The sequence below is a fragment of the Paenibacillus ihuae genome (genome assembly GCF_001368795.1).
GTDB classification, from domain to species: Bacteria; Bacillota; Bacilli; order Paenibacillales; family Paenibacillaceae; genus Paenibacillus_AQ; species Paenibacillus_AQ ihuae.
The window spans coordinates 659,168-669,989 of sequence record NZ_LN831198.1 but is presented as its reverse complement, the minus strand read 5'-3'; the positions used below and the strand labels follow the sequence as shown (position 1 = coordinate 669,989).

Sequence of the window (10,822 nt, the reverse complement as noted above, 5' to 3'; positions counted from 1 at the left end):
AGCTTCTGGGAGCACCCGGGACGCGAAGAAATTCTGGAGCAGTTCAGCCTCCAGGATCTGCCGACTGTGCTGGTCATGGGCGGGGGCTGGGGCATGATGAACGACCAGGTGGTGAACGAGGCACTTGCCGGCTGGAGCGATAAGGTGCAGATTGTCTTTTGTCTCGGTAAGAACGAGAAGCTGCTTGGAGAGATGATGAAAGACCCCACATACAGTCATCCCAACATTTCGCTGATCGGCTTCACCCGGGAGATCGACAAGCTGATGGAGGTCTCTGATCTCCTGGTCACGAAGCCTGGCGGAATGACCTGCAGCGAAGGGCTGGCCAAAGGTATTCCGATGCTCTTCCATCACCCCCTTCCTGGACAGGAGGAAGAAAACTGCCGTTACTTTACGTCGGCCGGGCTCGGAGAGCCGATCTCCTCCCTGGAGGTCGTCGATAAATGGATGGAACGGCTGCTCTACAATTACGGGGATGTGCAGGCGAAGCGGAAAAGCCATCTGGAGGATATCGCAAGGTTCCACCCGCAGCAAAGCGCCCAGAGCATTATTGATATGCTCGAATAAGACAGACAAGAACAAGGCGGCATAGAAAAATGGCAGTCCGGGAAATCCCGTGACTGCCATTTTTAGGGTTACTGCCTTCTAAGGCTAATACGTAAACGCAGACATTGCACAGGCTACAGCCGGTATTTATCGAGGCGTCCGGCCTGATAACGGGCCAATGCTTCTGAGCCGACAATCGCCTCACAGCGCTGAATATTGACACCGCGTCCATAAAATTTGGTTTCATACTCGGTCATGACATGTTCTTCGTTAATGATGCCGTCTGCGTGCAGATCCAGGGAAATATTTTTCATCTGCAGGCCGTAATCGGCAAAAGCATTCAGTGAGAATTCGAACAGGCTGCGCGAATCCGTCTTCAGGTGAATCTCCCCCAGCGGGCTGAGCAGTCCGCGGTATTTGTCAAGAAAACGCGGGTGGGTCAGGCGGCGGCGGGCATGCTTACTCTTAGGCCAGGGATCACTGAAATTCAAATAGATGCGTTCCAGCTCCCCCGGGGCAAAAACTTCCTCGGCATAGTTGATATTCGCAAGGGCGACCTTCAGGTTAGGCGGCGTCTCCTGCCCGGCCGGTTCCCATACCAGTCTGGCTTTCTCTGCCGCACGGCGGATCAGCTCATCGTACATATCGACGCCGATAAAATTAATATCGGGATATTTGAAGCTCATTTGACTAATAAACTGCCCCTTGCCCATTCCGAACTCCACATGGATCGGGTGGTCGTTGCCGAACAACTCTGACCAGCGGCCCTTGAGGCTGCGTGGATCAAGGATCACCAGGTCGGTTTGCTCCTCCAGGCTTTCACGTATTCCTTTTCTTCCGCGTAAACGCATAATATTCCTCCGCTTGTCTCTAATACATTACTTATAAATATGAACTCTTAGTATCACTTGAAATATTGTGCCGAACTTGTCCGCAAAAGTAAAGGGATTTACGGCAAATAGGAAAAAAGGAATTCTCCGGAGGGCAGGAAACGGCCGCTGGAGAATCCCTTTTTTGTTGTATTTGGAATTGGGGTCCACTTTTCAACAGTTCATAGTCTACCTTGACGGAGTATCAAAATCAAATTTCTTCTCGAAAGCATTTCTGATCTTACGCTGCGCTTCGGTCTTGATCTTGTGATTGCCATTAAATTCAACACCGGTAAGTGCAAGCGCCTCATCGGGAGTCAACTGTACATCAATCGAGCCTTTTCCTTCGGCATATGCCGTTTGAGAATTCATCGTGATCACCTCTTGGGTTTAGTATGGGCGGGACGACACGAAAGTATGAATTCAAGAATGAAATTTTAGTTGGTGCATCAGCTTTTTTACAATTTAAATATAACATATCGTGTAAGCATCTACAAGGTAATCTTGGTAAATAAACAGCCTATTTTTCACCTATTTTCCAGGCGGTAATGTTACGCTATACGCTGATATTTGATACAATAGACGGGTTAGAAAGAAATGGCTGTACGTCCCTTAACGGAAAACCGCCTTATTCAGTGAAAATATAAGGATTATGCCGGCTGAAACGACCATCCTTCGGCCCTCAAAATAAATGTTCTTATATGTACGAAAGGAGCTTCACCTGTGAGCCTTTTACACACCCCCTCCCCGCTGCTGTGGGGAGATAAACGTTTCCATACGTGGAACTACGAAATGCGCGAGCACATGGACACGAAAGTCTTCAAGGTTATGCTCGATGCCGGTTTTACCTGTCCGAACCGTGACGGCTCGATCGCCAAAGGAGGCTGTACCTTCTGCAGCGCCAGAGGCTCCGGCGATTTCGCCGGCAGCCGCCGGGACGATCTGGTCACACAGTTCAACCACGTGCGCGACCGCCAGCATCTCAAATGGCCGAACGCCAAATACATCGGCTACTTCCAGGCTTACACCAATACGTATGCTCCGGTTGAAGAGCTGAGAGAATATTATGAGGTTATTCTGCAGCAGCCCGGTGTAGTCGGCTTGTCCATTGCGACACGCCCCGACTGCCTGCCGGATGATGTCGTCGAGTATCTCGCCGAGCTTAACCAGCGTACGTATCTCTGGGTAGAAATGGGCCTGCAGACGATCCATAACTCCACCTCCGAGCTGATCAACCGGGCGCATGATACCCAGTGTTATATTGAAGCTGTTGCGAAGCTGCGTGCCCACGGCATCCGCGTCTGCACCCACATCATCCACGGGCTTCCGCAGGAAACCCACGAAATGATGCTGGAGACCGTCTCGGCGGTCGCAGGCATGGATGTGCAGGGAATTAAAATACATCTGCTGCATCTCATGCGCAAAACCCCGATGGTCAAGCAATACGAAGCCGGCCTGCTGCGCTTCCTGGAGCAGGACGAATACGTGAAGCTCATCGTGGATTCACTGGAAATTCTGCCTCCGGAGATGATCGTTCATCGCCTGACCGGGGATGCGCCGCGCGAGTCGCTGATTGGACCCTTGTGGAGCCTGAAAAAGTGGGAAGTGCTGAACGCTATCGACCATGAACTGGTTGCACGCGACAGCTGGCAGGGTAAGTACTGGAGGAAGAGCTAATGGGCTTTATGTCTGTCCTTAGCTTTGCTCATAAATTAACCGCCGAACGTCTCGCCTCCGGCGGCAGAGCTATCGACGCCACCGTGGGCACCGGTGCGGATACGCTCGTCCTCGCCAAAGCGGCCGGGCCGCGCGGCGGGGTATATGGCTTCGACATTCAGCCTGCGGCGCTGAAGCTCGCGGAAGAGCGCCTGCGGCTGGCCCGGGAGGAAGCGCCTGCGGCGCTGTCTCCCGTGACGCTGCTTCATCGCAGCCATGCAGCGATGGCAGAAGCCGTTCCGCCGGAATGGCGCGGAACGGTCTCAGCGGTGATGTTCAATCTCGGCTATCTGCCCTCGGGCGATGCCGATAAGACCATCATCACCGAGACGGAGAGCACGCTGGCCGCGCTGGACGCCGCCCTGGCGCTGCTGCGCCCAGGCGGCATTATCACAGCCGTGCTCTACCCCGGCCATGAAGGCGGCGACCGCGAAGCCGCCGCCGTCGAATCCTGGGCGGCGGGACTCGCCCAGCCGCAGGCGCAGAGCATTATCTACCGCCAGCTGCAGCGGGCCTCCGCCCCGTATGTGGTTGCTGTAGAGAAGAAAAAAGGAGCTGATATCTGAATGGCAGTAAGCAAGATCGAGCATATCGGCATCAAGGTTGCACAGCTTGAGCAATCCCTTACGTTCTACCAGGAAGTCATCGGACTTACGCTGCAGGAAATAATTGGTGAGCCGGGCAGCGGACTGCGGCTGGCCTTCCTGAGCTTCCCGGGACAGACCAGCGTAGAGGTGGAGCTGATCGAACGGGTGTGGACCGGCCTGCCGGATGAAGGCAAGGTCAGCCACGTCGCCTTTACCGTTACCGGAATTGAGGCCGAGCATAGCCGGATTGCCGGGCTGAAGCTTCCTGGCCTGACAGAAATCAGCACACTGGCGAACGGCAGCCGTTATTTCTTTTTTGACGGGCCGGACGGTGAAACGCTGGAGTTCTTCGAGTCTACCCGCAGCAATTAGAGAAAGAGCATTATCAAAAATGGAGAGGAAGATACTGTGATGACAAAACCATATCCACTTAAGTTTCAACCGGAGTTCAAAGAACGCGTGTGGGGCGGCCGTGCCCTGGAGAAATTCGGCCTTAACCTGCCGGATGGCCATATTGGCGAAGGCTGGATGATCGCCGATCATCCGAACGGCGTCTCTTCCGTCGTAAACGGCGAATTGGCCGGACAAGGCCTCGACCAGATCCGTGAGCAGTTCGGACAGGAATGGTTCGGAAGTAAAGGCATCTCCGAAGCAGGCGGACGGTTCCCGCTGCTGATTAAGCTGCTGGACTGCAACGACAATCTGTCCGTGCAGGTGCATCCTACAGATGATTATGAAGGATTGCCTAAGGGTGAGCTCGGCAAAACAGAAATGTGGTATGTGCTGGATGCTAAGCCTGATGCCAAAATCATCTACGGCCTGAAAGAAAATGTCACCCGCGAAAGCCTGCGTGCCGCGCTGGAGAACGGCACGGTGATGGACAGCATGCAGGAAATCACAGTCTCTGCAGGCGACGCATTCTACATTCCCGCCGGCACGGTCCATGCGCTCTGCGCCGGAGTCGTTGTAGCGGAAATCCAGCAGAATTCGGATACTACATACCGGATTTACGACTACGACCGTCCCGGTCTTGACGGCAAGCCGCGCGAGCTGCATATCGAAGATTCGCTCAACGTTACCGCTTATGAAGGGGCTGGAGCCACTTCGATGAAGACCGATAGTGCAGTTCCAGGAGAATGGCTGCAAATCGCCTCCTCCCCTTATTTCATCGTTGAAAAAGGGGTTGTAAACGGAGAGTGGAACCTGACCACCACCCCGGACAGCTTCACTATCCTGGTCATCTGCGAAGGCAGCGGACATCTGACCTGGGAAGGCGGCTCCCAGCCTTATGCCGCAGGAGAATGCTACCTGCTGCCGTCCACCCTCGGAGCCTATGGCATCGAAGGCCGCTCCACGGTGCTCCGTTCTTATTTGCCATAAAGCAAGCCATTCCGTGAATAGACTATAGCAGCAGTTGGTTTTGTACGGCGTTGCTCACAAAACTAGGTTACTTTCAGGAGGACAGGCGATGAGGGAAAACAGTTTTACGATGACCGATCCTCTCGGTGTCAATATCCATGTCTATGAATGGCTGCCTGAACCGGAGGCTCCGGTCAGGGGGGTAGTGCAGATTGCCCACGGCATGTGTGAGACGGCTGCACGTTATGCCCGGTTCGCCTCGGCACTGACGGCGGCCGGGTATGCGGTCTATGCCAACGATCACCGCGGCCACGGCAAAACGGCAGGCAAGGTGAATCTGCTGGGCGATACCGGCGAGAACGGCTTCTACTGGATGCGGCGCGATATGCTGCAGCTTGCAGGCATTGTGCAATCCCGGCATGAAGGCTTGCCGCTCTTCCTGCTCGCTCACAGCATGGGCTCCTTTCTGGCCCAGAAGCTGATGTGCGAGCCAGGCAGCGGAGTGTACTCCGGTTTCATTCTCAGCGGCACCAACGGCCCCCGCAGCATGCTGCGGGCCGCTGAATCCCTGGCGGCCATGCAGCTCAGACTGCAAGGGGCACACCACCGCAGTGTACTGATTAACGGCATAGTATTCGGTCCCTATAACCGCAACTTCTCTCCGATCCGGACTGCATTCGACTGGCTGAGCAGTGATCCGCAGGAGGTGGACCGGTTCATTGCTGATCCGTTCTGCGGGGCGATCTGTACCACCCGCTTCTTCCGTGATTTCTTCCGGCTGCTGCGCGATATTCATTCCCGGGAAACGCTGCTTACGTTATGCAAAGATAAGCCGGTATTTCTGTTCTCAGGAGCCAAAGATCCTGTAGGCATGAACGGGCAAGGTGTGCTGCGCCTGGCTGCTATATATAAGGACCACGGGCTAAGCGATGTAGAGTACCGTCTTTACCCGGAAGGCCGGCATGAAATGCTGAACGAAGTCAACTACGATGAGGTCACTGCCGATGTGCTGGATTGGCTGGTCCGCCATCTTCCGGCTGAGTCCCTGCTGCTGCAGCCGGCTGCAAACTAAAGTCAACTCAAACATATATAAATTATGACAAAAGACAGGACATCCGTTATTCACGGGATGTCCTGTCTTTTTGGGCTGAGCGCAGCAAGCCTCATCCAAGGCGGTATGCCTGAGAAATGTTATAGACATCTGCTCAGCGCGGCTGTACAATCCATCCAGAATAAGGAGGAATGTGGAAATGAGTTACTCAGGAAGCAGGGGTACGGAACAGGATCTCGAGCAAATCCTCGAATATTACAATGCCGGAGGCGAAAAGGACCGCCTCACACGGGGGATAGGTGTCATCGAATGGGAACGCAGCAAAGTCATCATCTCCAGATACCTGAGCGGGAACAAACAGGTCATCTATGATGTCGGAGGCGGCACCGGTGTCTACTCCCGGTGGCTGGCAGAGCTGGGTCATGAGGTCCATCTGCTCGAGCTGTCTCCCGCTGCTGTAGAATATGCCAGAAATCTTCAACAAGAGGAGAATACCTTCCCACTCCACAGCATCGAGGTCGCGGATGCCCGTCAGCTGCTTCGGCCGGATGAGAGCGCCGACCTTGTGCTGCTCATGGGTCCGCTCTATCATCTGACGGCCAGGGAGGAGCGGATTGCCGCGATCCGCGAAGCTGCAAGAGTGCTCAAACCAGGCGGAATCCTGATTGCTGCCGGGATCTCCAGATTCAGCTCCACATTATGGGGGCTGTCCGTTTTTGGCGCAAAGAATGAATTCATCGATGATTCGGTATTCTTCGGGATGATCAGACGGGAACTCACCGATGGACAGCATATCCGCCCTGAGGAATATCCGCATTTCATCTCAAGAGCTTACTTTCATCTGCCCTCGGAATTAAAAAGCGAATTGACCGATGCCGGTCTCACTCATCTGTCTACAGCTGCTGTCGAAGGACCGGTCTGGATTGTGCCGGCATTCAGTGAAAAGTGGAATGACCCCGGCAGCCGGGAAGCACTCATGCAAATAAGCTCCCTTGTTGAAGAACAAGAGAGCTTGCTGGGAATGAGTCCGCATATGCTGGCGATTGCCCGGAAATAGCAGGCAGGGAGCTAGTCTTCCCAGGGCATGATCTGCAGCTCCGGCCATTTCTTTTGCCATTTGAGGGTCTTGCTTCGGTAAATCTCCTCACTGATCAGCACTTTATTCGGTCTTAAGGTCAGACTAAACAAATCCTTCAGGCCGAACGGGGCGTAGATATGCCACTCTCCATTCCCGTCCAGCCTGGCCCCAAGCGCAGTCACCGTTGTCGGCCAGCTGTCGATGGCAGCCTCCAGACTGGGATAAGGCTGAAGCCTGACTCCAAACCTATCCTCATACCAGAGATGGACGCGGGCCTGATTCTTAATATCCACCGGTATCGGGATCCCGGAAAAGTACTCCCGCCCCTTAGCAATGAGTTGATCCTCTGCTGCAAAGCTCAGATCTTCCGGATCAAAATAGATAAGATCGATATCCCCGATGCCGTACTCCGGAGCCCGGCCGGTAAGCTCATTCCATACGGTCTGCACCAGACAGCCCGCGCCGATGTAATAAGGGAACGGCTCCATAAACCGGGCCCTGCGGGAGATATCCATGAGCAGCCGGTTCCGGGAGAAAATCCCGGTCAGTCGCTCGCGGAGCAGAATGTCCTCATCCGGGTTCTCTTGCGGCAGGCTAAGGTCATACTGCAGAATCTTCTGCGGCCCTTTGCTCCCGGTCCGGCGCAGCCCGTGATCACGAAAACCGGCGCCGAGGTAGAGATGACCCGCAGCAAGATTCCGTTCGTTGACGGTCAGCACGATTTCATGAACTGCCGGAAGATGGGTGCGGACAAAGGCTGGCAGCAAAGCCATGGCAGCCTTGGCAATCCCACGGCCCTGACAGGCATAATCCACCAGGAATGCCCGTACCAGCACTGCCCCCTGGTAATCCTTGTAGAACTCGGCGATCCGCTTACCGGTATGCAGGATAAAAAATCCCGCGGCTTGACTGTCCACCGCAATGACTACTGCAAGTTTGTCCGGATCACTTAACGCAGCGTCCAATGTCTCTGACGGTAATGCGGTAAATTCCGCCTGCTCCGGTGGAAGCTGGAACGCCATAAGCTGCTCCTTGAATCTCTCTTCATACAAAACCAGTGAAATCCGCCCGGCCTCTCCCACCGCCGCACCTCTCCTTGCTTCTCGCAATTATATATTCCCAGCGTTTATGACGGACGCGCTAGCGGGAAAATCTACCGCTAAACCTTTCATTTTCGCCTGATATGGCAATTTAGGCGGAAAATCTCCAGCTAATTTCCCGTAAAACACTGATTTTGAGCTATCGGGGGAACACTAACGGGAGAAATTCCCTCTCATCCTCATCTTCGTTCCGCCAGAGGAATTTAGAGGGGGGAATTCCCATTATTGTGTCTCCGTCCCGCAAAACAATCGTTGTCTAAGTAGCTCATCGTGCTCTTTCCCATTGTGTAGGGTGCAATAGATTTTAATTTAACGGCAGGGTGTAATACTGCGCGCGCTGGCTCTCATCCTGCTGGTACAGCACGATGAGCAAAGTGCTGCCTCCTGCTTCCGGCAGGGCCTCGGCGACGGCTGCGGATGTTCCGCTGCCTGCTGCAGCAACTGCTTCCGCAGCAGATTCGGTCCTATGCTCGGGAGCAACCGCACCAGCAACCGCACCAGCAACGGCCTCAACGGCGTCAACCGATTCAGCCGCATCCGCACGCAATCCGCTGATCGAATCCAGTACCGTTTCCAGATGGAACGGCAGCACTTCGAGCACTGTGAACTTCTGCAGCTCCCGCTCGTTGAACCCTGCTTCGGCCAACGCTGTGGATACCCGTTCCGGATGAGCAGCTATCTCCTTCATATGACGCGCCCAGTCCGCTTTGTCCAGTGCATGGTCCCACCAGATTTTGCGCGGCTTGTACTTGTGTCCCAGGAAATAATCCAGCTTCATCAGCCCGGTGATAATATCCATAGAAGCTGTACCGCTGTCCGTCAGGAACGCATGCAGCCGTGTAAACAGATCCTCCAGCTGGTGGCCGATTTTTTGCCAGCCCCGCTCCTCCCAGTAATCGCCAAACGCCTGGAAGAAATCAAACGGTGACCGGAACACATGGCGGATCAGATATTTTACAGTATGATCAAGCCGGTGGCTGTTCCAGTATTTCTCCAGCACATCCTCCAGCCGCTTCAGCCGGATAATATCGGAGAATGGCATGACATGGCTGCTGAGAATCTCATAAGGCGCATGCTCCATGTACGTGTAGTCGTATTTGGCCGCCTGGGCGCGCAGACCGGTTCCACGCAGCATTTTGAGGAAACCGAGCTGCAGCTCCTCCGGCTCCATAGCGAATACGTCGTTGAAGGTTTTGCGGAAGGTGGCGTAATCCTCCTGCGGCAGTCCGGCAATAAGATCGAGATGCTGGTCGATGTTGCCGCTGGCTTTGATTTTCATCACTGTACGGGACAGCTTCGCGAAATTCTGGCGGCGTTTGACCAGCTCATTGGTCTCGTCATTGGTGGACTGTACACCAATCTCAAACCGGAAGATGCCCGGAGGTGCGTTCTCGGCCAGAAAATCCAGCACTTCAGGACGCATGATGTCCGCCGTAATCTCGAACTGGAACACACAGCCCTGATGGTTGTCGATCAGAAACTGGAACATTTCCATCGCATAGCTGCGGTTGATGTTGAAGGTGCGGTCCAGGAACTTAATGACCTTCGCCCCGTTATTGATCAGATAGAGCAGATCGGACTTCACCCGTTCAATATCGTAGTAACGCACGCCTACCTCGATGCTCGACAGGCAGAACTGGCAATTGAACGGACAGCCCCGGCTGGTCTCGAAATAGACGATCCGCTTGCTGAGATCTGGCAGATCCTCGGCAAACCGGTGCGGTGTCGGCAGGGTGTTAAGGTCGCTCTTGGGACGCGGCGGATTGACAATCAGCTCCTCGCCTTTGCGGTAAGCAGCCCCGTAGACAAAATGGAACTTGCGGTCATCCCGCAGCTCCTGCAGCAGATGGTGAAAGGTCTCCTCCCCGTCCCCATTCACGACAAAATCCACGCCTGCTTCACGCTTCATCCAATAGAGCGGTTCGTACGAAACCTCCGGCCCCCCTAGTACAATCGCCACCCCGGGCAGCACCTGCTTGAGGATACCGACCAGCTTGATCGTCTCCTCGATATTCCATATATAACAGGAAAAACCGATAACATCCGGCTTCTTCTGAAAGAGATCAGACACGATATTCATCACGGGATCTTTGATAGTGTATTCTGCCAGCAGAATATCCGGAAACTCATGCTCACTGTATGCCTTAAGCAGGCGGATTGCGAGTGAGGTATGGATATACTTGGCATTTAATGTAGCCAGGACGATTCTCATGCCTTATTACCTTCTTTACATTTCATTTTGAAAAAACTCCAGAAACGGCTTGCCGTATTTCCGGTATTTCACTTCACCGACACCTTTAACCCTCAGCATTTCCGCTTCGGTCTGCGGACAAACCACGCTCATCTCACGCAGAGTAGCATCATTGAAAATAATATAGGACGGCACATGCTCGCGCCCCGCCAGCTCGCGGCGGATCAGGCGCAGCTGCTCGAACACCGTCTCGTTGACCGCAGACGGCGAAAGATCGTAGCTCCGGCTGCGGCTCCGTCCTGAGCCGGCGCCTCCGGTAAGCAGC

At 54.3% G+C, this 10,822-nt stretch carries 12 protein-coding genes; 7 read left to right on the top strand and 5 right to left on the bottom strand.

The genetic code is table 11. From position 1 onward, the window contains the following. The coding region (locus AQR02_RS33455) for a glycosyltransferase (protein ID WP_280818592.1) at positions 1-567 on the top strand (567 nt) is incomplete at its 5' end. 113 nt (positions 568-680) lie between these two features. Here the strand turns inward: AQR02_RS33455 and trmB are convergent. Both trmB and AQR02_RS03050 read right to left on the bottom strand, forming a co-directional pair. Next, entirely contained in the window at positions 681-1,397 is a 717-nt protein-coding gene (trmB, locus tag AQR02_RS03055; protein ID WP_054939337.1) for a tRNA (guanosine(46)-N7)-methyltransferase TrmB, read from the bottom strand. Positions 1,398-1,604: 207 nt separating this feature from the next. Beyond that, the gene (locus AQR02_RS03050) at positions 1,605-1,787 is read right to left on the bottom strand and encodes a hypothetical protein (protein WP_054939336.1); all 183 of its coding nucleotides are present in this window, start codon (positions 1,785-1,787) and stop codon (positions 1,605-1,607) included. A 351-nt stretch (positions 1,788-2,138) separates the two neighbouring features. Here AQR02_RS03050 and mnmL point away from each other — a divergent pair, with 351 nt between their 5' ends. The 6 genes from mnmL to AQR02_RS03020 all read left to right on the top strand — a co-directional run bounded on the left by mnmL (position 2,139) and on the right by AQR02_RS03020 (position 7,185). Then, complete coding sequence (gene mnmL, locus AQR02_RS03045; protein ID WP_054939335.1) at positions 2,139-3,092, top strand: tRNA modification radical SAM protein MnmL/YtqA; 954 nt, start codon at positions 2,139-2,141, stop codon at positions 3,090-3,092. After that, a complete protein-coding gene (gene mnmM / locus AQR02_RS03040; RefSeq protein ID WP_054939334.1) occupies positions 3,092-3,697 on the top strand; it encodes a tRNA 5-(aminomethyl)-2-thiouridylate-methyltransferase MnmM in 606 nt (201 codons plus the stop codon). Before mnmL ends, mnmM begins: the two co-directional genes overlap by 1 nt. Continuing rightward, positions 3,698-4,090 (top strand): VOC family protein, encoded by a 393-nt coding sequence (locus tag AQR02_RS03035; protein ID WP_054939333.1) that lies wholly within the window; start codon positions 3,698-3,700, stop codon positions 4,088-4,090. Positions 4,091-4,129: 39 nt separating this feature from the next. Beyond that, positions 4,130-5,098 carry a type I phosphomannose isomerase catalytic subunit gene (locus AQR02_RS03030; protein WP_054939332.1) on the top strand — a complete coding sequence of 323 codons (969 nt, stop codon included), beginning with the start codon at positions 4,130-4,132 and terminating at the stop codon, positions 5,096-5,098. 88 nt (positions 5,099-5,186) lie between these two features. After that, positions 5,187-6,149 (top strand): alpha/beta fold hydrolase, encoded by a 963-nt coding sequence (locus tag AQR02_RS03025; protein ID WP_054939331.1) that lies wholly within the window; start codon positions 5,187-5,189, stop codon positions 6,147-6,149. Between the two features lie 178 nt (positions 6,150-6,327). Continuing rightward, positions 6,328-7,185: a class I SAM-dependent methyltransferase gene (locus AQR02_RS03020; protein ID WP_054939330.1), complete on the top strand. Its 858-nt coding sequence runs from the start codon at positions 6,328-6,330 to the stop codon at positions 7,183-7,185. 11 nt (positions 7,186-7,196) lie between these two features. On the opposite strand, the gene AQR02_RS33450 is transcribed toward AQR02_RS03020, so the two are convergent. The 3 genes from AQR02_RS33450 to AQR02_RS33445 form a co-directional block, all read right to left on the bottom strand. Further along, positions 7,197-8,288, bottom strand: a complete 1,092-nt coding sequence (locus AQR02_RS33450; RefSeq protein ID WP_245237067.1) for a nucleotidyltransferase family protein — start codon at positions 8,286-8,288, stop codon at positions 7,197-7,199. A gap of 322 nt (positions 8,289-8,610) precedes the next feature. Beyond that, on the bottom strand, positions 8,611-10,518 hold the full coding sequence (locus AQR02_RS03010) for a B12-binding domain-containing radical SAM protein (RefSeq protein ID WP_054939329.1): 1,908 nt from the start codon (positions 10,516-10,518) through the stop codon (positions 8,611-8,613). Positions 10,519-10,533: 15 nt separating this feature from the next. Then, positions 10,534-10,822: HRDC domain-containing protein (locus AQR02_RS33445; protein WP_245237066.1), on the bottom strand; the 289-nt coding region annotated here is incomplete at its 5' end.

Coding starts and splice junctions, on each gene's coding strand:
- trmB (WP_054939337.1), bottom strand. CDS start 1,397: ATGCGTTTACGCGGAAGAAAAGGAATACGTGAAAGCCTGGAGGAGCAA.
- AQR02_RS03050 (WP_054939336.1), bottom strand. CDS start 1,787: ATGAATTCTCAAACGGCATATGCCGAAGGAAAAGGCTCGATTGATGTA.
- AQR02_RS03030 (WP_054939332.1), top strand. CDS start 4,130: ATGACAAAACCATATCCACTTAAGTTTCAACCGGAGTTCAAAGAACGC.
- AQR02_RS03025 (WP_054939331.1), top strand. CDS start 5,187: ATGAGGGAAAACAGTTTTACGATGACCGATCCTCTCGGTGTCAATATC.
- AQR02_RS03010 (WP_054939329.1), bottom strand. CDS start 10,518: ATGAGAATCGTCCTGGCTACATTAAATGCCAAGTATATCCATACCTCA.
- AQR02_RS03035 (WP_054939333.1), top strand. CDS start 3,698: ATGGCAGTAAGCAAGATCGAGCATATCGGCATCAAGGTTGCACAGCTT.
- AQR02_RS03020 (WP_054939330.1), top strand. CDS start 6,328: ATGAGTTACTCAGGAAGCAGGGGTACGGAACAGGATCTCGAGCAAATC.
- mnmM (WP_054939334.1), top strand. CDS start 3,092: ATGGGCTTTATGTCTGTCCTTAGCTTTGCTCATAAATTAACCGCCGAA.